At 59.6% G+C, this 23,014-nt stretch carries 23 protein-coding genes; 12 read left to right on the plus strand and 11 right to left on the minus strand.

Features of this window, described 5'->3' with window-relative positions:
- Positions 1 to 80 precede the first annotated feature (80 nt).
- Positions 81 to 1,910 (plus strand): molecular chaperone DnaK, encoded by a 1,830-nt coding sequence (gene dnaK / locus GKG36_RS10160; protein WP_005943578.1) that lies wholly within the window; start codon positions 81 to 83, stop codon positions 1,908 to 1,910.
- 158 nt (positions 1,911 to 2,068) lie between these two features.
- Positions 2,069 to 3,247 carry a molecular chaperone DnaJ gene (dnaJ, locus tag GKG36_RS10165; RefSeq protein ID WP_005943577.1) on the plus strand — a complete coding sequence of 393 codons (1,179 nt, stop codon included), beginning with the start codon at positions 2,069 to 2,071 and terminating at the stop codon, positions 3,245 to 3,247.
- Positions 3,248 to 3,335: 88 nt separating this feature from the next.
- Here the strand turns inward: dnaJ and GKG36_RS10170 are convergent, their stop codons facing one another.
- From GKG36_RS10170 to GKG36_RS10200, 7 genes are all read right to left on the minus strand, one after another.
- Positions 3,336 to 3,665, minus strand: coding sequence for a hypothetical protein (locus tag GKG36_RS10170; RefSeq protein WP_005943576.1), 330 nt, complete (start codon positions 3,663 to 3,665; stop codon positions 3,336 to 3,338).
- Between the two features lie 93 nt (positions 3,666 to 3,758).
- Positions 3,759 to 4,091 carry a hypothetical protein gene (locus GKG36_RS10175; protein WP_097781182.1) on the minus strand — a complete coding sequence of 111 codons (333 nt, stop codon included), beginning with the start codon at positions 4,089 to 4,091 and terminating at the stop codon, positions 3,759 to 3,761.
- A gap of 314 nt (positions 4,092 to 4,405) precedes the next feature.
- On the minus strand, positions 4,406 to 4,729 hold the full coding sequence (locus tag GKG36_RS10180) for a hypothetical protein (protein ID WP_005943572.1): 324 nt from the start codon (positions 4,727 to 4,729) through the stop codon (positions 4,406 to 4,408).
- A gap of 259 nt (positions 4,730 to 4,988) precedes the next feature.
- On the minus strand, positions 4,989 to 6,161 hold the full coding sequence (locus GKG36_RS10185) for a DHHW family protein (protein ID WP_154260544.1): 1,173 nt from the start codon (positions 6,159 to 6,161) through the stop codon (positions 4,989 to 4,991).
- A 12-nt stretch (positions 6,162 to 6,173) separates the two neighbouring features.
- Positions 6,174 to 7,592 (minus strand): MBOAT family O-acyltransferase, encoded by a 1,419-nt coding sequence (locus GKG36_RS10190; protein ID WP_154260545.1) that lies wholly within the window; start codon positions 7,590 to 7,592, stop codon positions 6,174 to 6,176.
- Between the two features lie 69 nt (positions 7,593 to 7,661).
- The gene (locus GKG36_RS10195; protein ID WP_173012952.1) at positions 7,662 to 8,246 is read right to left on the minus strand and encodes a DUF4358 domain-containing protein; all 585 of its coding nucleotides are present in this window, start codon (positions 8,244 to 8,246) and stop codon (positions 7,662 to 7,664) included.
- A 130-nt stretch (positions 8,247 to 8,376) separates the two neighbouring features.
- Positions 8,377 to 9,207 (minus strand): M15 family metallopeptidase, encoded by an 831-nt coding sequence (locus GKG36_RS10200; protein ID WP_120020013.1) that lies wholly within the window; start codon positions 9,205 to 9,207, stop codon positions 8,377 to 8,379.
- Between the two features lie 76 nt (positions 9,208 to 9,283).
- Between GKG36_RS10200 and GKG36_RS10205 the strand changes: the two genes are divergently transcribed.
- The 4 genes from GKG36_RS10205 to GKG36_RS10220 all read left to right on the plus strand — a co-directional run bounded on the left by GKG36_RS10205 (position 9,284) and on the right by GKG36_RS10220 (position 11,592).
- Complete coding sequence (locus GKG36_RS10205; RefSeq protein WP_097774624.1) at positions 9,284 to 9,745, plus strand: SpoVA/SpoVAEb family sporulation membrane protein; 462 nt, start codon at positions 9,284 to 9,286, stop codon at positions 9,743 to 9,745.
- Between the two features lie 98 nt (positions 9,746 to 9,843).
- Positions 9,844 to 10,860, plus strand: coding sequence for a stage V sporulation protein AD (locus GKG36_RS10210; RefSeq protein ID WP_044953883.1), 1,017 nt, complete (start codon positions 9,844 to 9,846; stop codon positions 10,858 to 10,860).
- A gap of 1 nt (position 10,861) precedes the next feature.
- The gene (locus GKG36_RS10215) at positions 10,862 to 11,218 is read left to right on the plus strand and encodes a SpoVA/SpoVAEb family sporulation membrane protein (RefSeq protein ID WP_005943559.1); all 357 of its coding nucleotides are present in this window, start codon (positions 10,862 to 10,864) and stop codon (positions 11,216 to 11,218) included.
- A 98-nt stretch (positions 11,219 to 11,316) separates the two neighbouring features.
- The gene (locus GKG36_RS10220) at positions 11,317 to 11,592 is read left to right on the plus strand and encodes a peptidoglycan synthetase (protein WP_243139054.1); all 276 of its coding nucleotides are present in this window, start codon (positions 11,317 to 11,319) and stop codon (positions 11,590 to 11,592) included.
- Between the two features lie 71 nt (positions 11,593 to 11,663).
- Here the strand turns inward: GKG36_RS10220 and rpsT are convergent, their stop codons facing one another.
- Complete coding sequence (gene rpsT / locus GKG36_RS10225; RefSeq protein WP_005943554.1) at positions 11,664 to 11,924, minus strand: 30S ribosomal protein S20; 261 nt, start codon at positions 11,922 to 11,924, stop codon at positions 11,664 to 11,666.
- 166 nt (positions 11,925 to 12,090) lie between these two features.
- Between rpsT and gpr the strand changes: the two genes are divergently transcribed.
- The 6 genes from gpr (at position 12,091) to GKG36_RS10255 (ending at position 18,858) form a co-directional block, all read left to right on the plus strand.
- Positions 12,091 to 12,876, plus strand: coding sequence for a GPR endopeptidase (gene gpr, locus GKG36_RS10230; RefSeq protein WP_005943552.1), 786 nt, complete (start codon positions 12,091 to 12,093; stop codon positions 12,874 to 12,876).
- A 29-nt stretch (positions 12,877 to 12,905) separates the two neighbouring features.
- A complete protein-coding gene (locus GKG36_RS10235) occupies positions 12,906 to 14,045 on the plus strand; it encodes a stage II sporulation protein P (protein ID WP_005943550.1) in 1,140 nt (379 codons plus the stop codon).
- A gap of 343 nt (positions 14,046 to 14,388) precedes the next feature.
- Positions 14,389 to 15,777: an asparagine--tRNA ligase gene (asnS, locus tag GKG36_RS10240; protein WP_005943546.1), complete on the plus strand. Its 1,389-nt coding sequence runs from the start codon at positions 14,389 to 14,391 to the stop codon at positions 15,775 to 15,777.
- Between the two features lie 317 nt (positions 15,778 to 16,094).
- On the plus strand, positions 16,095 to 17,138 hold the full coding sequence (locus GKG36_RS10245) for an A/G-specific adenine glycosylase (protein ID WP_173012953.1): 1,044 nt from the start codon (positions 16,095 to 16,097) through the stop codon (positions 17,136 to 17,138).
- A 123-nt stretch (positions 17,139 to 17,261) separates the two neighbouring features.
- Positions 17,262 to 17,465 (plus strand): hypothetical protein, encoded by a 204-nt coding sequence (locus GKG36_RS10250; RefSeq protein WP_044953882.1) that lies wholly within the window; start codon positions 17,262 to 17,264, stop codon positions 17,463 to 17,465.
- Positions 17,466 to 17,553: 88 nt separating this feature from the next.
- Positions 17,554 to 18,858, plus strand: coding sequence for a M23 family metallopeptidase (locus GKG36_RS10255; protein ID WP_154260553.1), 1,305 nt, complete (start codon positions 17,554 to 17,556; stop codon positions 18,856 to 18,858).
- Between the two features lie 268 nt (positions 18,859 to 19,126).
- Here GKG36_RS10255 and GKG36_RS10260 read toward each other — a convergent pair whose 3' ends face one another.
- From GKG36_RS10260 to GKG36_RS10270, 3 genes are all read right to left on the minus strand, one after another.
- Positions 19,127 to 20,110, minus strand: a complete 984-nt coding sequence (locus tag GKG36_RS10260; protein ID WP_154260555.1) for an aldo/keto reductase — start codon at positions 20,108 to 20,110, stop codon at positions 19,127 to 19,129.
- Between the two features lie 141 nt (positions 20,111 to 20,251).
- A complete protein-coding gene (locus GKG36_RS10265) occupies positions 20,252 to 21,856 on the minus strand; it encodes a peptide chain release factor 3 (protein WP_005943533.1) in 1,605 nt (534 codons plus the stop codon).
- A 259-nt stretch (positions 21,857 to 22,115) separates the two neighbouring features.
- Positions 22,116 to 22,982 (minus strand): GNAT family N-acetyltransferase, encoded by an 867-nt coding sequence (locus GKG36_RS10270; protein WP_154260557.1) that lies wholly within the window; start codon positions 22,980 to 22,982, stop codon positions 22,116 to 22,118.
- Positions 22,983 to 23,014 lie beyond the last annotated feature (32 nt).

Raw genomic sequence — 23,014 nt, forward strand, 5'->3', positions numbered from 1 at the left:
TTTTGAATATAACATCCGCTTACAAACATTTGAGCATCACATAAACAATACGATTTGTTCTTTCGAGAGGAGTTTTCATTATGAGTAAGATCATTGGTATCGACCTTGGTACTACCAACAGCTGCGTGGCTGTCATGGAGGGCGGCGAGCCCGTTGTTATCGCAAACTCTGAGGGTGCACGCACCACCCCGTCTGTGGTGGGCTTCACCAAGACCGGCGACCGTCTGGTGGGTCAGGTGGCAAAGCGTCAGGCCATCACCAACCCCGAGAACACCGTTGCTTCCATCAAGCGCTTCATGGGCACCGATCACAAGGTGACCCTGAACGGCAAGGAGTACACTCCCCAGCAGGTCAGCGCTATGATCCTGCAGAAGCTGAAGGCTGATGCCGAGGCTTATCTGGGCGAGCCTGTTACCGAGGCTGTCATTACCGTTCCTGCATACTTCAACGACAGCCAGCGTCAGGCTACCAAGGACGCAGGCACCATTGCAGGCCTGAACGTCAAGCGTATCATCAACGAGCCTACTGCCGCTTCTCTGGCATATGGCATCGATAAGGAAGAAGACCAGAAGATCATGGTCTACGATCTGGGCGGCGGCACCTTCGATGTGTCCATCATCGAGATGGGCGACGGCGTTACCGAGGTTCTGGCCACCAACGGTGATACCCATCTGGGCGGCGATGACTTCGATGAGCGCATCATCAACTGGATGGCAGATGCCTTCCAGACCGAGAACGGCATCGACCTGCGCAAGGACAAGATGGCTGCGCAGCGTTTGAAGGAAGCTGCCGAGAAGGCAAAGATCGAACTGTCCAGCGCAATGAGCAGCCAGATCAACCTGCCCTTCATCACTGCTGATGCTACCGGCCCCAAGCACTTGGATATGACCCTGACCCGCGCAAAGTTCAACGAGCTGACCGCTGATCTGGTCGATCGCACCATGGGCCCCGTCCGCAAGGCTCTGCAGGATGCAGGCCTGCGTCCCTCTGACCTGAAGAAGGTCCTGATGGTCGGTGGTTCCACCCGTATCCCCGCTGTCTACGATGCAGTCAAGAAGGAACTGAACTGCGAGCCCTTCAAGGGCATCAACCCCGATGAGTGCGTGGCCGTGGGTGCTGCCATTCAGGGCGGCGTGCTGCAGGGCGATGTCAAGGGCCTGCTGCTGCTGGATGTCACCCCGCTGAGCCTGGGCATTGAGACTCTGGGCGGCGTGTGCACCAAGATCATCGACCGCAATACCACCATCCCCACCCACAAGAGTCAGGTGTTCTCCACCGCTGCAGACAACCAGCCCTCTGTTGAGGTCAACGTTCTGCAGGGCGAGCGTGAGTTCGCACGCGACAACAAGAGCCTGGGTGTCTTCCATCTGGACGGCATCGCTCCGGCTCCCCGTGGTGTGCCTCAGATCGAAGTTACCTTCGATATCGATGCAAACGGCATCGTGAAGGTCAGCGCAAAGGATCTGGGCACCGGCAAGGAGCAGAACATCACCATTACCGCTTCCACCAACATGTCCAAGGAGGACATCGACAAGGCTGTGAAGGAAGCTGAGCAGTTTGCTGCCGACGATAAGAAGAAGCGTGAAGAGGTCGATATCCGCAACGGTGCCGACCAGATGGTGTTCCAGACTGAGAAGATGCTGAAGGAGAACGGCGACAAGCTGCCCGCCGACGTGAAGAGCGAGGCCGAGAGCAAGCTGGCCGACCTGAAGACCGCTGTTCAGTCCGGCAACGTGGACGACATCAAGGCAAAGCAGGAAGCTCTGAGCCAGGTGTTCGAGAAGATGTATCAGGCAGCCGCTGCCGCACAGCAGGCCGCCGGTGCACAGCCCGGCCCCGACGCAGGTGCAAACAACCAGCAGAAGCCGGGTGATGACGGCGTTGTGGATGCCGACTTCAAGGAAGTCTGATAAAAAACACAGCAGTGTGTGCCCGGCCAAACCGGCGGACGCACGCGTGGAATAGCAAAAGCCGCTCCGGTTTTGCCGGAGCGGCTCTTGCTGGTTATAGAGCGAGGAACCAACCGGGGCGTTTCCCGGATCAAACGTTCCCGGAGAGGTGAGTGGATATGGCACAGGAAAAGCGTGATTACTACGAAGTGCTGGGGGTATCTAAGACTGCGACCGATGCCGAGATCAAAAAGGCATACCGCAAGCTTGCAATGAAATACCACCCGGACTATAACCCCGGCGATAAGGACGCCGAGGAAAAGTTCAAGGAAGTAAACGAAGCAAACGAGGTGCTTTCGGACCCGAAGAAGCGCCAGCTGTACGACCAGTACGGCTTTGCAGGTGTTGACCCTGCCTATGCAGCACAGAACGGCGGCGGCCCCGGTGCGGGCGGCTTTGGCGGTTTTGGCGGCGACGGCGTGGATCTGGGCGACATTTTCGGCGATATCTTTGGCGGCGGCTTCGGCGGCTTTGGCGGCTCGTCCCGTCGGGCGAACCCCAACGCACCGCGCAAGGGTCAGGATATCCGCGTGCGCATCACCCTGAGCTTTGACGAGGCCGTGCACGGCTGCAAGAAGAACATCACCATCACCCGCCAGCAGGAGTGCACCGAGTGCCACGGCAGCGGCTGTGCCGCCGGTTCCAGCCCCGAGACCTGCCCGGACTGCGGCGGCCGCGGCTTCGTGATCCGTCAGCAGCGCACCCCCTTTGGTGTGATGCAGACCCAGCAGCCCTGCTCCCGCTGTGGCGGCAAGGGCAAGCTGGTCAAGAATCCCTGCAAGGTCTGCCATGGCAGCGGCAAGGTGGCTGCTAAAAAGACGCTGGAGGTGTCCATCCCCATGGGCATCGACGACGACCAGAGCTTTGCACTGCGCGGCATGGGCGATGCCGGTGCAAACGGCGGTCCTTCCGGTGATGTGATCGTCATGGTTACGGTGCGCCCCAGCGAGGTGTTCCAGCGCGACGGCTACGATGTGTGGGTCACCGTGCCCATCACTTACAGTCAGGCCGTGCTGGGCGACACCGTGCAGGTGCCCTCCATTGACGGCAAGGTGGAGTACACCGTGCCCGAGGGCACCCAGAGCGGCACCACCTTCCGCCTGCGCGGCAAGGGCATCCAGTACCTGAATGGCCGCGGCCGCGGTGATATGTACGTCAAGTGCGAGGTGGAGATCCCCAAGAAGCTGAACAAGACCCAGCGGGAGGCCCTGAAGAAGTTCGAGGGCACCCTGAAAGAAGAAAACTACGAAAAGCGCAAGGGCTTCTTCAAAAAGCTGAAGGACATGTTCAACAACTGAGACTGAAAACCGCATGACATAAAAAGCGGCGGCACTTCCCAAACGGGAGGTGCCGCCGCTTTTGCTTTTTCAGAACAGAGACCGGGACTTAGTTGCCGAAGATCAACAGGGCGTTGGGCACAAGGCCGATGATGGTTGCGCAGGAACCAATGAACCAGAAGCTGCAGCCGATGTCATGGATGGTGTTCGTGGGGCTTTTTTCAGCATGGGCAACCAGAGCGTTCATGCCGTTTTCCACCCAGTTGGAGTTGATATTTGCCTTGCGGTAATCGTGGATGGCAGAAACAGCCTTGTACCAGCCGTACAGCGGGAACCATGCCATGGCGGCTTCCACAACACCTACGCCGCCCTCGGTGTAGGTCATTTCTTCGCAGGACAAAACATTGTATGCAGCAGGATAAGTAATGGCGTTCGTCATAAAGCAAAACTCCTTTTTTAGGTTTGATAAAAAAAGCGGCGGCTCTTCCGTTGAAGAGCCGCCGCAAAAAGCCCTTTGGTGTACTCCTGAAAATTAGAAGTAGATGATGCCCAGAGACATAACGGCAGAAAGGCCAAAGCTGCTGATGGTCGATGCAGCATTCCAGAAGATCATGCCGGCATGGTAGAAGGTGTTGGTCACATTGCCCTTGCAGTCGGCTTTGATATCGCTCCAGACGTTGGATGCCCAGTTGTCGTGATCCTTCTTGCGTGCTTCACGGCAGGTGTTGATGCCGATAACCGTAGCGTAGCCGGGCCACAGCCATGCAGCGACAGCCTGACCGACGGTAGCACCGCCTTCGGTGTAGGTCATTTCTTCGCAGGACAGAACGTTGTAGGAAGCAGGCATCATGATTTTGTTTTCCATAATAACACTCCTTTGAATCAAAGCTATCCAGACAGTGCAAGATCGCACTGTTTAAAACCCAAAAATAAACCGGGATATGCGCTTGGAGATCGTTCTCATAAAGCAGGGCGCGCCGCCGCATGACGCGAGTAGTTGCTTGCAGGAAAAGGAAAGCAGTGCTGTTCTCTGCAGGCAAAAGACCGTTCAGACGGTATACAGTGCTCAGGCAGCCGATTTCTTATTTCTGCTTGATGAAAAGCCCGCGGCCCTCTCTGGCGGAAAAGGCCGCGGGTAAAGGGGTCTTTGGTCTCTCCGGACGGATCTTATGAGCAGGGTCAGAGCAGGACGATGGCAGCATTGACCAGAAAACCAACGCCGGTAGCGCTGGTCGCGGTGACCCAGACGATGCGTCCCAGATCACGCAGCATGTTCTGCGCACTGGAATCCATATCGCGGCTCAGAGCATCCAGACCGGTATCCAGCCAGTCGTTGGGGTGGCTCTTGCGGTAGTTGCGCATGGCGGTAACACCCATGTACCAGCCAATGGGCGGAATCCAGTTCAGCAGAGCTTCCGTAAAGGTAGCACCGCCCTCGGTGTAGGTCATCTCTTCGCAGGAAAGAACGTTGTAGGAAGCAGGCATCATGATCTTGTTTTCCATAATAACACTCCTTTGAATCAAAGATCGTATCAGCACATTCTATGCACTGTTCACACCAGATCGAACCATCGATGAAGAACAACTGCTCTATATCGCCATTGTACAACACCCGTTGATTTTTTGCAAGGGGTGAATGGGCAGAGTGCGCAAAAACTGGAGAGACTTCCGAAAAGAACTAGAAAAATTTGTGAAAAAAGACTGCAATAATTTGACATAAAACAACAGCGCCCTTTCCTTTGCGGAAAAGGCGCTGCCATGTTTACCCGGCCACACCGGCACGGTAGAGGTACGGGTCGCTCTTGAAGCTGTCAAAACTGTAGAGCACAAGGATCTGGTCATAATCGTTATCCGCGATCAGCTGATCCAGACCGTAGTTGTAGTTGCGGAAGTCCACCACATCGATCTGGGCGTAGTTTGCCGTCAGATACGGTGCAAAGCAGTTGGCGTAGCTGTCCTTGATCACCAGAATGCGCCCGATGCCGTCGCCCTCAATGCGGCTCAGGCCGTTGTTGCCATGCAGGAACATGGCGTACTTATCGTACACGTTCAGCTTGTCCGTGTCGTACAGGCCGGTGGTCTGGCCGTCTGCGGGCTGACCTGCAGCGGTGACATTATAGATGGTCAGGCTGTTCGGCAGGTCGTAGTAGGTGATAGTATCCGGCACGGCATTCCATGTGCGTGCCTTGGAGTAGTGGGTGCCGTAGAAATTTTCGGCGGTCAGAGCCGTGTGCGCGGCGGGGTCGAAGGGGGTCAGGCTCAGCGTACCGCACAGCTGCTGGTAGGCGTAGTATGCGCCAAGGCTCGTCCAGTGATGGTCGGTGCGGTAGTAGATATATTCGTCCTTGTGCTCGGCAAGGGTCTGCCGCACATCCACAAAGCGCCCTCCGGCGGCCTGTACGGCGGCGGAAAGCTGGTCGAGATAGGCATCCTCATCCAGCAACGGCGCGTTTGCAGGCACGTTTTCCGGGTAAATGACCGATGCTGCCGGGGCCAGCAGCACATCCACCTTACCCGGGTGGCGCTGGCACAGTGCTTCCACGGCGGCGGTGTTCTTGGGCAGGGTGCGGTTCTCGCTGTCCAGCAGGCCGAAGGTGCGGGGGAACATCATGTGCTCTTTGCCCAGCAGGATGCCGCCGTTCTGCTCCTTCTGCAGCAGGGTGGTCTCCACTACGCTCTGCAGGCTGATCCACTCATCGCGGCCGAACACCTGATCCTTCACGTACTTTGTGTAGGCGGTAAAGTAGCTGTTCAGCCCCTTGGCGGAAAGCTGGGTCAGCGCCGGGCGCTGGGAAAGGGTGGTGTTTTCCATCTCGCTGTAGGCGCGGTCCGGTGTAATAAGGTCCAGTGCGAACAGACCAATAAAGAACAGGCTGAACACCACCAGCACCGGGTAGTGCAGGAGCGAGGAAGATTTTTTGGAATGCTTGTCCATCTTCACGCCTCCTTAAAAGTTGAAATAGAGGAACGGGCTGTTGGTGCTGCCCACCACATAGGCGGTGGAGACCACCAGCAGCGCCAGAATGGCGGCACAGCGGGTGACGGCATTCTTTTTGAGCAGGTTCCAAATCTTCTCAATGAACGGGGTGCAGCAGAGGATGCTGACCACCAGCAGCACACCGTAGTTGCGCAGGAAGTACAGCGGCGAAACACCGCCGGAAGGAACGAACAGCTTGTGGAACAGCAGACCGAAGCTTACGCCCGTATCGTTGCCCACGAACATGGCCCAGCCCACCACAACGAGGAACAGGGTGTAGATGTGGGGCCACACTCTGCCCTTTTGCAGGTGGGGCAGTAGGAACAGCTTTTCTACAGCCAGCAGCACAAAGTAGTACAGGCCCCAGCAGATAAAGTTCCAGTTCGCGCCGTGCCAGATGCCGGTGAGCAGCTCCACCACGAACAGGTTGAAGATCTGGCGCTTCAGGCCCTTGCGGTTGCCGCCGAGAGGGATATACACATACTCCCGGAACCAGCCGGAAAGGGTCATGTGCCAGCGCCGCCAGAACTCGGTGATGGATGCGGAGATATAAGGGTAGTTGAAGTTTGCGGGGAAGTCGAAGCCCAGCATCTTGCCCATGCCAATGCCCATCATGGAGTAGCCGGAAAAGTCAAAGTAGAGCTGCAGGCTGTAGGCGATGATGCCCAGCCACACCAGCGGGGTGGATGCATTGGCAAGGCCCACAAAGGTGGTGGAAGGGCTGTTCGCAACGCCGATGATGTCTGTCCACAAAGCACCGATGGCATCCGCCAGCAGCACCTTTTTGGCAAGGCCAAAGGTGAACAGGGTCATGCCCTCTTCGATCTGCTGCAGGCTGTAGCGGTGCCGGTATACGTGCAGCTGGTTCGAGACATCGCGGTATTTCACGATGGGGCCGGCAATCAGCTGAGGGAACATGACCACATAGGCACCAAAGTCGATGATATTACGCTCTGCCTTTACATCCCGGCGGTAAACATCGATGGAGTAGGAAAGGGTCTGGAAGGTGTAAAAGCTGATGCCCAGCGGCAGAGTGCCAATGCCCTGGATCTCGGCAAAGGCGGTGCCCAGCAGGGCGTTTGCGCTGCGCAGCACAAAGTTTGCGTATTTGAAGTAGAACAGCATCCCAAGGCTGCCAATGAGGGCCACCAGCAGAAATGTCCTGCGCAGGGCCGGCTTTTGGTCGAAGTGCTCGATGCACAGGCCGCTGATGTAGTTGATGAGGATGAGGGCCACCATGACCGGGAAAAACCGTACCTCGCCCCAGCAGTAGAACACCAGACTGCAGAGGAACAGCACGGTGTTCTTGAGCTTTGCGGGCGCAAGGTAATACAGCGCCAGCGTGATGGGCAGAAACCGGAACAGAAAGATGATGGTGCTGAAAACCAAAGCGTCAGCCTCCTTTTAGCCGAAAAAAGCCGATGCCGCAAATGGCACCGGCCTTGGGTGGATCCAGATTCAGTCTGCCAGTGCGCTGTCCACGGCGCTGTCCAGATCGGCAGTGCACTCGTTGGATGCGATCACCATGACAATGGTGTTGCCCTTGAAGGCGATGACAGCGTTCTCCACGTTATCCTGCGCCTGAGCAAACTCGGCGTAGTTGCCGTAGAAGGCCACCTGATCCTGCTGGTAGGAAGCCAGCTGGTTGGCTACGTCCTCGGCCTTGCCGTCGGCAGCTTCGAGCACCAGCACCAGACCGGCATCGCCGTTGTCGTTGCTCTTCACGCCCTTGTAGCTTACCACATCATCTGCCTGCAGGCCGAAATCGTACTCAATGTTCATGGCTGCGATCTCGAACTGGTTGGAGATGGGGTCGGCTTCCAGCAGAGCATTGAAAACACCGTCCAGTGCATCAGAGCCGTTCTCGGCAGCATTGTCCACAACAGCGGATGCGGCGGCGCTGGAAGCGGGAGATTCCGCAGCAGTGGTGGAAACGGAGGAGGGAGCGGCCGAAGAGCTGGCGGAACCGCCGCAGCCGGTAAGAGCGACAGCAGCCAGCGCGCCGGTGAGAGCAATTGTAAAGATTTTTGTGCGATTTATCATAAAATATTCCTTCTTTTGTTCAAAACATTTTTGCAGCTGCCCAAAGCGGTCCTGCATCAGGGCAGACTATTGTTATCTTACCATAACTGTGTGCAAAATGCAACGAAAAGCCCCTCGGTTTTACGGATTTTTAACCGGTGATCTTCTCCCCTGCAGCAAGCTTCTGCAGCACGGCAACGGCATCCTCAAAGCACAGGCCGCTCTGCTGGATCAGGGCCGCATTTTCCGGCCCCACATAGCGCCAGTGCCACGGCTCGTAGGTGATCTCGGTAACGGCTTCTGCGTTTTTGGGGTACCGCAGGATGAAGCCGTATTCCACGGCATGGGCGCTCAGCCAGCGGAAGGCCTCGGTGTTTTCAAAGCCCTCGGTCAGGTCGGTGTGCTCCGGGCTGTTCAGGTCGGCAGCAAGGCCGCAGTTGTGCTCCGAGTAGCCCGGCGGGTTCACGATATTTGCCGCCTGCTTTTTCGCTTCGGCTTCGCTCAGGCCCTTATTGCGGAAATACTGGGTCTTTTGGTCGTAGAGGTTCTTCTGGTAGTCCACGCTGCGGTAGCCGCTCTGCATCCAGATGGTCACGCCGTCCTTTGCGGCGGCGGCCTGCATGGCGAGGAACGCATCGGCGGCTTCGGTCTGCAGGGTCTTGTTCACAGCGGTGGCCGAGCCGCACGCCTTGGTGGTAAAGGTATGATCGTCCGGCATTTTGTTCGTGTGGTTCACCAGCACCATGCGGGGATCATCCAGAATGGCCTGCGCCTGCCGGGCGGTCAGCAGACTGCTTTCTGCCTCTGATGCTGCCGAGGCGCTGGACGTGGAAGTTGCCGAGGCGGCAGGCACAGCGGAACGGCTGTGCAGCACGAACGAGGCCCCGCCCACGGCAATGCAGGCCACGACGGTAACGGTGAGCACGCGCCGCACGGCGGGCCGCAGATGGCGGCGGTGATGAGGATGGACAGACGGATTCATCTGGAATACCTTCTTTCCGGTGGATGTGCATAGAGTTTGCTTCCTATGGGCAAGCTATGCCCGGAGGGGAAACAATATGAAAATGACAGCACAGGAATATGCGCGCCGGGTGCGGCGCATCGGGCCGCACTCGCCTTTGGGGCTGGACTGCCTGTGGGCTTTTGGCGTGGGCGGCGGCATCTGCCTGCTGGGCGAAGTGCTGCGCCAGAGCTATCTTGCCATGGGCGTGGAAGCCGACCTTGCCGGCACCCTGACCAGCTGCAGCCTGATCGTGCTCTCAGCGGTGCTTACCACGCTGGGCTGGTACCAGAAGCTGGCCGCAAAGGCCGGGGCCGGGTCGCTGGTGCCCATCACAGGCTTTGCCAATGCGGTGGTCAGCGCGGCCATCGAGTTCAAGGCCGAGGGCCGGGTGCTGGGTACCGGGGCCAAGATGTTCACCATTGCCGGGCCGGTGATCGTGTACGGCACGCTGGCGGCGGTGGTGTACGGCGCGGTGCTGTGGGTGCTGGGCATGGCGGGTGTGCCTGTGCTGTCATAAACACGGGCAAGTGTGCCATAAGATTGCAGCATGATGTTATTATACAACATTTTATGGAACGTTTTTCATCTATTTTCCACGAAGGAGAAATTTTGCCTATGACGGTCCGGTGCGGGGATACCCTGCTGTTCCAGACACTGCCGGTGATCGCTGCGGGTGCAGCGGTGGGCGGCAAAAAAGAGAGCGAAGGCCCGCTGGCGGCAGAGTTCGACGAGCTGAGCGCAGACAACCGCTTTGGCCAGTCCAGCTGGGAAGCTGCGGAAAAATATCTGCAGCTGCGCGCTGCGCGGCTGTGCCTGCAAAAGGCGGCGCTTCCGCAGGAAAAGGTGCAGCTGGCCCTCGCCGGGGATCTGCAGGCCCAGTGCACGGCATCCAGCTATGCCATGCGGGAGCTGGGCGTGCCCTTTGCCGGGCTGTTCGGGGCCTGCAGCACCATGGCCGAGGGCCTTGCGCTGGGCGCTGCTCTGTGCGAGGGCGGTGCTGCGCGCAATCTGCTGGCCATGGCTTCCAGCCACTTCTGCGCGGCAGAGCGGCAGTTCCGCACGCCGCTGAGCTACGGCGCGGTGCGCACGCCCACGGCCCAGTGGACTGCCACCGCTGCCGGATGCTGCCTTTTGCAGCCGCAGGGCGAAGGCGTTGGCATTGCCGCTGCCACCTTTGGCCGTGTGCAGGATTATCAGGTAAAGGACATCAACAATATGGGGGCTGCCATGGCCCCGGCAGCGGCTTCCACCCTGCTGCACTATTTTAAGGATACCGGCACCGAACCGCAGGAGTTCGACTGCATCTATACCGGCGACCTTGGGCAGGTGGGCAGTCAGCTGCTGCGGGAGCTGCTGGCCGCAGAAGGCTTGCTGATCAAAAACCATGTGGACTGCGGGTGCATCCTGTTCGATGCAAACGAGCAGAGCGTAAAGAGCGGCGGCTCCGGCCCGGGCTGCTGCGCGGCGGTGCTGTGCGGGCACATCCTGCCGCGCCTGCGCCGGGGCAGCCAGAAGCGGGTGCTGTTCACAGCCACCGGGGCCCTGATGAGCCAGACCACCTTTTTGCAGAAGGAGACCATCCCGGCGGTGGCGCATCTGGTGGAGCTGCGTGCGCCGGAAAAGGAGAAGTAAGATGAACTATTTCTGGGCTTTCTGTGTGGGCGGGGCCATCTGCGTGGCGGGACAGCTGCTCATCGACCTGACCGGCCTGACCCCGGCCCGCATCCTGACCGGATATGTGGTGGCGGGCGTGGTGCTTTCGGCCATTGGGTGGTATGCCCCGCTGGCCGAGTTTGCCGGGTGCGGGGCCACGGTTCCCCTGCTGGGCTTCGGCCATCTGCTGGCAAAGGGCGTGCGCACTGCGCTGCAGGAAGAAGGCGCTGTGGGCATCCTCACCGGCGGGCTGACCGCCGCTGCGGCCGGTGTTACCACCAGCCTTGTGTGCGGCGTGGTGTGCAGCTGGGTGGGCAAAAGTCACGACCAGAACTGAAGAAGAAATACACCAGAACATTGTCACTTTGTCCGCCACCCTTCGCCCTGTTTTTCCACCGCACTGCGGTAAACTGTGCAAAACGGGAGGTGATGCGGATGAAGCACCGCTGGACGACCCTTTTGTGGGAGCTTTGGGCTGCACAGGCCTTGTGCGCGGTGGCAGCCCTGCCGCCGGGCAGTGCGTTCCATACATGCCCGGCACTGGCGCTGCCGGGGCTGGCCCTTGCGGCGGCGGTGCCCACGGCATGGGCTGCGTGGGCGCTGCTGGCCGAGCCGCCCGACGGCCTGCCGCCGGAGCAGCTTCTGGAGCAGGCACCGGGGTTCGATTTTGCCACCCTGTGCGATTTTGAGCGGCCTGCTGCCGTGCTCTGAAAAGCGGGCAAAACAAAAACCCCTGTGCCGGGAACCCGGTACAGAGGTTTTGTTCGTCAATCAGAAAGCGATCAAGCGTTCTTGTTAGCACGCTTTGCCATACGGCTGATCTTGCGGCTGGCGGTGTTCTTTTTGATGACACCCTTAGCGCGAGCCTTGTCGATCGCGGAAACAGCAGCCAGGACGGTTGCGTCCTTGTCAGCGGCATTCGCATCGATGGCAGCGTCTGCCTTCTTGACGACTGTTTTCAGGTTGGTCTTAATGGCCTTGTTGTGAGCCTGCTCTGCAGCAGCCTGCACGACGCGGTCCTTCTGAGATTTGATGTTAGGCATTCGTTCCACCTCCTTGGCTACCTATAACAGCGCACCCTATGATACCATATTTCGCGTACCAGCGCAAGCGTTTTTTTGATTTTTGTTTAGAAAAGTTTTATTTTTTCCATACTTTCTGCGTGCAGAGGGGGCATTTGGCCCCGAAACAGGCAGGAGGAGCAGAAAAATGCGTTTTACCGATATGGCAGACGAGATGTTTGGCGCGGCACAGGGGGCGCTGCCTGCCGGGGTAAGGCTTGCCACAGCAAAGCGCGGCGGGGTCACAATAACGCGGGTGGAGATCGCGCGCGAAGGGCTGGCGAAGCCCCGCGGACGGTATGTCACGCTGGAAATGCCCAGCGTCAGCGTGCTGGATGAGCGGGACGCTGCGGTGATCGAGACCTGTGCGGCAGAACTGCGCGCCCTGCTGCCGCCGGAAGGGCCGGTGTTGGTGCTGGGCATCGGGAACCGGCGTGTCACGGCGGATGCCCTCGGCCCGCGCACGGCGCAGAAGATTTTAGTCACCATGGGGCCGCAGCACACGCTGCCGGTAAAAGGCATCCGGCCGGTGGCCGCCATTGCGCCGGGGGTGTCGGCCTCCACCGGGCTGACTCTGCGCCAGCTGGCCGGGGCCATGGTGGAAGCGGTGCGGCCGGCGGCCCTGATCTGCGTGGACAGCCTTTGCAGTGCCGAGGGTGCGCGGCTGGGCCGCAGCGTGCAGTTCTCCGACACCGGGCTGTACCCGGCGCAGGCGGATCATGCAAAGCATCTGGACGCGGCAGCGCTGGGCGTGCCGGTGATCGCGGCGGGCATCCCCACCTTGATGGATTCGGACGAAGGAGCAGATCTTGTGGTCACGCCCCGGGCGCTGGACAGCGTGATCGCCCACGGCTCGGCTCTTCTGGCCGGTGCCATCAACCGGGCCTTGCAGCCAAGGCTCAGCGTGGCGCAGCTGTTCTGGCTGGCGGGGTAACACCGGTGGGCCGGAAGGGAGGTTATTTTATGCGCAGCAAAGCACTGCCGCCCGCCCGGGCGCAGGGGCATATCGTGCCGTTTCTGGAAGCGGCTGCTCTGTTTGCCGCACTGTGCATCTTTGCCCGCACGGCGGCACTGATGCTGGCTGCGGCCATTACTGCACCGCTGCCAATGGCCGAAACTCTTTTCTGGCTGGGGCGGCAGTCCGCACAGGAGCAGCCCGCATCATCTGTGCAGGTGGAAGCCGCACCGGACAGCACACCGGAAGCGGCGGCATCCTCTCTGCCGCAGGCCGTGCAGGCGCTGACCGGGAACATTGAGGACTACCTTGTGCCGCTGCTGGGCGAGGAAGCCCGCCCGGCGGATGCGGGTACTGTCATTGAAAAAAATTATCCGCAGGGCAGCGGCGAAAAGTACATTCCCTGCGGGGCGGGCAGCATCAAAAACAATACCCGGCAGACGGCGGCAGACATTGCGGCGGAGATCGAGAATCCGCTGCCCTTTGCCATTGAGCCGAACAGTCCCGACCCGCAGGTGCTGGTGATGCACACTCACGCCACCGAGGACTACCGCCTTTCGGCCGGGCTGTGGTTTGCCCCCGGCGATGGTGCCCGCAGCACCGACTGCAGCGTGAACATGTGCGCGGTGGGCCGTGTGGTGGCCGATACCCTCAATGCGGCAGGCATCAACACCCTGCACGACGAGACCCTGAACGACTACCCCAGCTACACCGGCAGCTATGCCAACAGCCGGGCCGTGGTGCAGCAGTATCTGGCCCGGTATCCCAGCATCAAGGTGGTGCTGGATGTCCACCGGGATGCCATCGAGACGGAAAGCGGCAGCCGCTATGCCCCGGTGTGCACGGTGGACGGGAGGCAGGCCGCACAGGTCATGATCATCTGCGGGTGCGACAACGGCACCACCGTTCAGCTGCCGGGCTGGCGGCAGAACCTGCGCTTTGCCGCTGCGTGGGAGCGCAGCATGGAAGGAATGTACCCCGGTTTTACCCGGCCGGTGCTGTTCAGCTACCGGTTCTACAATCAGGATCTGACCACCGGCAGCCTGCTCATTGAGATCGGCGGGCACGGCAATAACCTGAACGAGGCTCTTTATGCCGGGCAGCTGGCGGCAAAGGGCCTTGCTGCCGCATTGCTGGGCGGTGCTTGACAAAACGCCGCCAAAGTGCTATTTTTTAAAGGTAAAATGCAAAGATCGGGAAAAGTAGCGCGGGCCGTCCGGCCCAGAGAGTGCGGCACAGCTGAGAGCCGCGCCCGCACGCCGCGTGAACGAACACCCGGGAGCAGCAAACTGAACATGGCAGCTGCCATTAGTAGGTGCGCCGCAGGCCCTGCGTTACAGGGGCAGCGCTTTTATTGAGCGCGTGAGCGACCGGACACTTCCGGTAATTCAGGTGGCACCGCGGACATTACAAGACAGCTTGTTCGCCCTGAACTTTCAGGGAGAACAAAGCTGTCTTTTTCATTTTATATCGAAAGGGAGAACAAACACTATGGAACGCACTGAGATCGTTTCGCTGTTCAAAAACACCCCCGCCGACGGCACCGAGATCACCGTCTGCGGCTGGGCAAAGAACATCCGCGACTCCAAGAACATCGGCTTCATCGCCCTGTCGGACGGCGGCTGCTTCAAGACCCTGCAGGTCGTGCTGGAAGCAGGCAAGCTGGCAAACTACGATGAGGTGATCCACACCGGTCTGTACAGCAGCCTGCGCGTCAAGGGCAAGCTGGTGCTCACCCCGCAGGCAAAGCAGCCCTTTGAGCTGAATGCCGACAGTGTGGAGATCCTGGGCGACTGCCCGGCGGACGAGTATCCGCTGCAGAAAAAGAAGATGAGCATGGAATATCTGCGCACCATGCCCACCCTGCGCCCCCGCACCAACACCTTCAACGCCGCTTTCCGCGTGCGCAGCGCCGCTGCCTACGCCATCCACAAGTTCTTCCAGGAGAACGGCTTCGTTTACTCTCACTCTCCGCTGCTCACCTCTTCCGACTGTGAGGGCGCAGGCGAGATGTTCCGCGTGACCACGCTGGATCTGGAGAATGTGCCCAAGAACGAGGACGGCACTGTGGATTACACCCAGGACTTCTTCGAGAAGCCGGTCAATCTGACCGTTTCCGGCCAGCTGGAAGCCGAGGCCATGGCCATGGCATTCGGCAAGGTGTACACCTTCGGCCCCACCTTCCGTGCCGAGAAGAGCTTTACCACCCGTCACGCCGCCGAGTTCTGGATGATCGAGCCGGAGATGGCATTCTGCGACCTGTCCGGCTACATGGACACCGCCGAGGCCATGACCAAGTACGTCATCCGCTATGTGCTGGACAACTGCCCGGATGAAATGGCCTTCTTCAACCAGTTCATCGACAAGGGCCTCATCGAGCGTCTGGAGCTGGTGGCAAACTGCGAGTTTGGCCGCATCAGCTACACCGAGGCCATCGAGATCCTGAAGAAGAACAACAAGAAGTTCCAGTTCCCTGTGGAGTGGGGCGTGGACATCCAGACCGAGCACGAGCGCTACCTGACCGAGGTGGTGTTCAAGAAGCCTGTGTTCGTCACCGACTACCCGAAGGAGATCAAGAGCTTCTACATGAAGCAGAACCCGGACGGCAAGACCGTGGCAGCCGCAGATATGCTGGTGCCCGGCATCGGCGAGCTGATCGGCGGCAGCCAGCGTGAAGAGAACTACGACAAGCTGGTGGCCCGCATGGACGAGCTGGGCATGGACAAGACCAACTACGACTGGTACCTGAATCTGCGCAAGTTCGGCGGCGTGGAGCACGCCGGCTACGGCTTGGGCTTCGAGCGCATGATCATGTACCTCACGGGCATCCAGAACATCCGTGACGTGCTGCCCTTCCCCCGCACTGCATACGGCTTCTGAGTATGACGATTTGAATGCCCTCCGCTTGCGCTTTGGGCATATTCAGCGGAATGAATTTTTAATATTCGTGTTTGTCGCGGCCTGCGGGCCGCTCCAAACACATTTTCACGCAAGGGGCCGTATCCGGAAACTGCTGCTTTAAAATGATACAGCTGTTGACCGCGGCGGCCTTACCTGTGAAAGTGCGATCCCGGAAAGTCCGCAGACTTTCCGGGATCGCTTTCTATAAAAATTTTACCGCTATGATTGCCAGAGCAAAGCGGAGGCAATTCTAAATCAGAAAGATGCCCGACTTTTCAACAAGGAGCACAAAAGAAGTGGAAAACATTTCCTCTGCCCTGCTGGACTGGTTTTACAAAAACCACCGCATCCTGCCCTTCCGCACCGACCCCAGCCCCTACCATGTGTGGCTCAGCGAGATCATGCTGCAGCAGACCCGGGTCTCGGCGGCACTGCCCTACTACGAACGCTTTCTCGCCGCCCTGCCGGACATTCCGGCCCTTGCCGCCTGCGAAGAGGAAAAGCTGCACAAGCTCTGGGAGGGTCTTGGCTACTACAGCCGGGTGCGCAACCTGCAAAAGGCTGCACGCATCGTCTGCGAGCAGTACGGCGGACAGCTGCCCGCCGACTATGATGCCCTGCGGGCCCTGCCCGGCATCGGGGACTACACGGCGGGAGCCGTTGCGTCCATCAGCTTCGGCATCCCGGTGCCCGCCGTGGACGGCAATGTGCTGCGGGTGTTCTCCCGTTTGTACAACGACCCCGCTGCCGTCACGGAACCAGCAGTGAAAAAAGCGTTCACCGCCCGCGTGATGGAGCACCAGCCGCCGGATGCGCCCGGCGACTACAATCAGGCCCTTATGGAGCTGGGAGCGCTGGTCTGCGTGCCGAACGGTGCGCCCCTGTGCGAAAAATGCCCGCTTGCCCACCTGTGCGCCGCCCGTGCTGCGGGCACTGCATTGGAGCTGCCCCGCAAAGCAGCGCCCAAGCCCCGCAGACTGCAGCCTGTGACGCTGGCCCTGCTGGAAAGCCCGGCAGGCTTCCTTTTGCAGCAGCGGCCCCAAAAGGGCCTGCTTGCCGGGCTGTGGCAGCCGGTACTGTGGGAGGGTGAAACCCTTGCCGCCGGAGAGGTCCTTGCCCGCCTGCAGGCCATGGGAGTGGATACCGGCACCGCCGCGCCGGAAGCGCTGCCCGCTGCAAAGCACATCTTCAGCCACATCGAGTGGCATATGAACGGCATCCTGCTGCATGTGCCCGCCCAAGATGCCCCGGCAGGCTGCGTGTGGGCAAGCCGGGAAGCCCTGCAGGCCGAGTATACGCTGCCCGGCGCATTCAAGGCATACAGGAAGCTTATAGTATGAAATTTTGGCCTTTTTGACCTGAATGGTTGTAATTTTTGACAGGAACGGGTATAATAAAAGCCAACAAGCACTGGAATGAAAGCTGAAACATCGTTTCAACGAAAAAAGGAGTGTATTGAACCTATGAAGAAATCTTGTCTGGTCGCTGTGATCACTGTTCTGGCCGCTGTTGCCGGTGCCCTTGCTGCTGTTGCTGTTTACCTGCACCGCCGTGAGAAGGAGCTGGACGAGTACGAGCGTCTGCTGTTCGGCGAGGACGATGCTGCAACGGTGGAGCCGGAGGCTGCTGCCGAAGAGGCTGCCCCTGCAGAGGATGCTGCAGAATAAAAACACGAACCGTAAACCTTCGGGCGCACCGGCAGTCTGCAAAAGGCTGTGCCGGTGCGCCCTTTTTGCTACATAGAAGGAGTGCATCATGAAGCGTTTTCTGCTCTGGCTCGTGGGTGTGGTGCTGGGCGTAGGCATCTTTCTGGGCGCGGTGATGGGCGTGAGCTATGCCTTTACCACCGAGGGCGGCTGCCCGGACAGCACCGCGCAGTTTGGCACCGAAGCGCTGGAACCCAACGGCTGGTGCTGGCAGGTGCCGCTCATCGGCGGAAAGCTCGATAAGGTGTTTGCCAGCCCCGCCACCCTCACGGTGCAGAAGCTGGGCACGCTGTACACGGCCCACCCGGCCATCACCCTGCCGGACTGGGCCAGCTACACCACCCTCACCATCCAGAACGCCTATGGCAGCATTGTATTTGTGGGCAGTGTAAGCGATTATCAAAGCTTTTTGTTCCCGACCAACGGCGAATATAAGGCAGAGCTATCGGTCTGGCGGGTGCCGGAGGGCGGCATGGCCACCCAATTTGAGGGCGGCAGCACCGGCTCAGTGCGCAAAAATCTGGGGCTGGAAAAGCCCGCAAAGCCCACCGGCTGGTATCGTTATGCCTTCCGGTTCACCCTGCAGGCCAGCGCGGAGGTGGAGCTTTCCGCCGAGCGGGTGGAGCAGGGCGGCATTGTGGGCCTGCGCATCTCCGGCATGACCGGCGATGCAGCACCCACTGTGGAGACCGACCTTGGCAATGTGCAGTGCGTGCGTGCAGCCGATGGCTGGCGGGCCTACATCCCGGCGGCATACAACGCTTCCTCCGGCGGGCATGAGGTGAACATTACCGTGAATGGCGAGACCATCACCCGCAGCATCATCGTGCTGCCCAAGGATTTTGGCACGGTGGACGTGGAGCCGGAACCGGATGCATCGGATGCGGCAAACACCCAGTTCCGCAATGCAGTCTGGGGCCTGTACGAAGCGCCCGCCCGGGAAAAAATGTGGCAGGGCGGTTTTGTGAACCCTGTGGAAAGCTACACCACGCTGGTGGATTACGGTCAGGTCAGGGTGGTCAACGGCCGGCAGGGCAGCCGTTCCAACTCCACAAAGCTTTATACCATCCCCGGTGAACCCTGCCGTGCCCCTGCAAACGGTGTGGTGGTGCTGGCCGCAGAGCTGGCCCTTACCGGCAACACGGTGGTCATCGACCATGGCTGCGGGATGCGCAGCTACCTGTACGGGCTGCAGACTCTTTCCGTCTCTGCCGGGCAGACGGTGGAAAAGGGGCAGGCTGTAGGCGTGCTGGGCGAGGAGCTGACCATGGACTTCAAGCTTGGCAGCAAGAGCGTGAACCCGTGGATGCTGTTCCAGACCAGCGGCGGATTGTTCTGGAAGGAGAACAGCTGACGATTTTAAATGGCCTCCGCTTTGCTCTGGCAATGTTTATAGGAACTATTCTTTTATCTGGGGTTCTGAAAAGCCTGCGGGCTTTTCAGAACCCCCCTTTTCACGCAAAAGGTCGAAACCGGCAGATGATGCTGTTTTTCTTTACGCCCCTTTCTGTGAAAATGCAATGCCGGACAGCCCGCAGGCTGTCCGGCATTGCTCTTATAAAAATAAAAATTCCGCTGTTTATGGCCAGAGCGAAGCGGAGGCTGTTCCGATGGTCAAACCATCAGGAAATGGCATCCACGTCCCACTTCATGCGGACGGCATCGGCACCGTCCAGTTTGATGTTCAGCGCACCGGCGTTGTCCATCACCTGCTGCGGGGTGCGGGCACCGCACAGCACATGCAGGCCGGGGATCATGCGGGCGGTCAGGGCGATCACCAGCTGTGCCAGAGAGCAGTCGTATTTCTCGGTCAGGTCGCCCCACTTTGCCAGCATGTCCAGCGCCTGTGCCCGGCGGGCGGGCTGGAAGCTGGGGTTGGAGTTGCGGGTGCTGCCCTCGGGATAGGTGGTGTCCATGGTCACCTTGCCGGTCAGCAGGCCCTGCTCCAGCGGAGAGTATGCCTGCACGGATACGCCCAGCTCCCTGCAGGTGGGCAGCAGCTGCTTTTCCACACGGCGGGTGAGCAGGCTGTACTTTTCCTGAATGACATCCAGCTGACCATACTTGCAGTAGCCGCGGATGATGTCCGCAGTGACGTTGGATGCACCGATGGCACGGATCTTGCCCTGCTCCTTCAGCTTCATCATGGCCTCCACCGTCTCTTCCAGCGGGTAGATGCCGAAATCGGGGGTCTGCCAGTGGGTGTACAGCACATCCAGATGATCGGTGTGCAGGCGGCGCAGGCTGTCCTCCACATCCTCGATGATGCTCTTTGCAGAAAGGTCGCGGTAAACGGTGGTGCCGTCCACGACCTTGTGCAGCACCGGTGTTTCATGCCGCCACTCCAGACCGCACTTGGTGGAAAGCACCACCTTGTCGCGGTCGATGTGCTTCATGGCTTCGCCCACCACGGTCTCGCTGTGGTACAGGCCGTAGATGGGCGCGGTGTCGATCCACTGGATGCCCTGCTCCACAGCAGTCTGGATGGCCTTGACTGAAAGGCTGTCGTCGTTGTCGCCCCACCAGGAGCCGCCGCCGATGGCCCAGGTGCCCATGCCGAGAAATGGCACCTGAATGCCGCTTTTGCCAATATTGATATTCTGCATATACTTTACCCTCCATGCCAGCAGTGTTCCCCGCAATGGGAACCTCTCATTCAAAAGCTGGCATTTTTCGTTGTATTTTTTGTGTTTTATAAAAAAGAGCCGCAGCCGCGGGACATTCCCGCACCGCAGCTCTCTTTCAACTCAGATATTACCGAACTCGCTCAGTTTCAGCGTTTCGTTGTGGGTCTCAGCCCAGCGCACCGCCCAGTCGGAGGTGAACAGCAGCAGGCGGTTGCCCTTCATATCCTCCACAGCCTTGGTGTCGCTGGTCAGGTCCAGATCCCGCAGGTTGTAGGTGTCGGGGTCGTTCTGCACCCAGCGCAGCTGCTCAAAGGGCAGCTGCTGCATCCGGATCTCCACGTTGTACTCGGTGTTCAGGCGGTACTCCAGCACTTCCAGCTGCAGCACGCCGACCACGCCGACCACCACTTCTTCCATGCCGCCGCCCACTTCGCGGAAGATCTGGATGGCACCCTCCTGCGCGATCTGCTCCATGCCCTTCACGAACTGCTTGCGCTTCATGGTGTCCTTCTGCTCAATGCGGGCAAAGTGCTCCGGCGAGAAGGTGGGGATGCCTGCGAACTGGACCTTCTTTTTGCCGGTGCACAAGGTGTCGCCGATGGAGAAGATGCCCGGGTCGAACAGGCCAATGATGTCGCCGGCGTAGGCCTCGTCCACGATGGCGCGGTCCTGCGCCATCAGCTGGGTGCCGGTGGCCAGCTTGATGTTCTTGCCCTCCTGCACATGGAAGGCCTCCATGCCGCGCTCGAACTTGCCGGAGCAGATGCGCATAAAGGCGATGCGGTCGCGGTGGGCCTTGTTCATGTTGGCCTGAATTTTAAAGATGAAGGCAGAGAACTCGTCGCGGCAGGGGTCCACGGTCTCGCCGGTCAGGCTGTCCACGCGGGCCAGCGGGGTGGGGGTGAGCCGCAGGAAGTTCTCCAGAAAGGGCTCCACGCCGAAGTTGGTCAGAGCGGAACCAAAGAACACAGGGCTCAGCTCGCCGCGCAGCACTTTGTCGAGGTCAAATTCCTCGGCAGCGCCGTCCAACAGCTCGATCTCATCCACCAGCTGCTGGTGCAGATACGGGGTGAGCAGCTCGTCCAGTGCGGGATCGCCCAGCTCGGCCTCGGTCTCATCCACCTTCTTCACGCCGTTGGCGCGGCCATCGCTGGAAAATGCCAGCACCTTGCGGGTGTTGCGGTCGAACACGCCCTTGAACTCCTTGCCGCAGCCGATGGGCCAGTTCATGGGGTAGGTCTTGATGCCCAAAATCTCCTCAATGTTCTCCATCAGCTCAAAGGGGTCGCGGGCTTCGCGGTCCATCTTGTTGATGAAGGTGAAGATGGGGATGTGGCGCAGGGTGCACACCTTGAACAGCTTGATGGTCTGGGCCTCAACGCCCTTTGCGGCATCGATGACCATGACGGCAGAGTCTGCCGCCATCAGGGTGCGGTAGGTGTCCTCCGAGAAGTCCTGATGGCCCGGGGTGTCCAGAATGTTCACGCACTTGCCCGCGTAGTTGAACTGCAGGACAGAAGAGGTGACGGAAATACCGCGCTGCTTCTCAATGTCCATCCAGTCGGACACGGCGTGCTTTGCGCTCTGCTTGCCCTTGACGGAGCCTGCCTGATTGATGGCTCCGCCGTACAGCAGCAGCTTTTCGGTCAGAGTGGTCTTACCGGCGTCGGGATGGCTGATGATCGCAAACGTCCGGCGGCGCTCGATTTCTTCACGATTTGTCATAAACTAGTATTTCTCCTATACGGATAAAACTCCTTCCGTCATCGCTCCGCGATGCCACTGCTCCCCTTTTTGTCACTTGCGTGACATCTTCCCCCGACCGGGGAAAGTCTTTCTCAAGGAGGGAGGCTTTTGCCTTCCCGCAGCGTCAAAGGCTCCCTCCCAGAGGGAGCTGTCGAGCGAATGCGAGACTGAAGGAGTTCGTTTTTACACATACGTACCCTATTTTATCCGAAAACGCTCCATAATGCAAGTGTTTTCGTTATTTTTTCAGGATGATGCAGGGCAGAGGGGCGGTTTCGGCCCAGTTGGCAAAATCACACACCAGAACGGTAAAACTTTTGAGCGGAAGTGCCCGGAGATATTCCAGCACCGTCTGCTTTTCATCCGTGCCGATGACCTGCCCGCTGTAGAGGATGGCGCTCACCACGCCGCCGGGGCGCACGGCTTCCAAAGCCGCCTGCAGGGCGGGGATGCTGCTCTGCGCGGTGGAGAACACTGCGTGGTCGGCCCCGGGCAGCCAGCCAAAGTTGAACATCACCGCATCTGCCGTGCCGGGCTGCACAATCTGTAAAAGGTCTGCGTGGCTTTGGCAGTGCAGCTCATACCGGGCGGCAGGCACGCCCAGCTGCTCCAGATGCTTCCGGGTGGATGCAATGGCAGCTTCCTGCACGTCAAAGCCGACTACCTTTCCTTCCGGCGCGGTGATGCCGCACAGGAAGGCCGTGTCGCCGCCGTTGCCGCAGGTAGCATCGATGCAAAGGCGCGGCTGTGCCAGCCGCGCGGCCAGAAAGTCCTGCACGAACTTGACGGCGGTCAGGTCCGGCGTGCGGCGGCGCACCAGCTGCCTGTCTTCTGCCGCAAAGCCGAACTTTGCCCAGAACGCAAGCTCTGCGGCATCGGCGGGCAGCGGGGCGGTAAATACGGTAGCCGTTTCGCGGTCGTATCCGGCGTAGGCGCGCAAAGCTTCTTTTAATAGATAGGAGCCGTAGCCTTTGCGCCGCCACTGCGGTTCGATGCCAAACGCGGTGATGGCAGCCCCCTTTGCGGCGGGCGTGAGCGCGCAGAAGCCGATCTGTGTTTTTTCCTTATAGAGGGCAAAGCCCTCGTCTGTGCGGTGCAGTTCCATGGTGTGTTCCTCCTGAATTTACGCTTTTACAA

It is taken from the genome of Faecalibacterium sp. BIOML-A1, assembly GCF_009679715.1.
Classification (GTDB): domain Bacteria; phylum Bacillota; class Clostridia; order Oscillospirales; family Ruminococcaceae; genus Faecalibacterium; species Faecalibacterium taiwanense.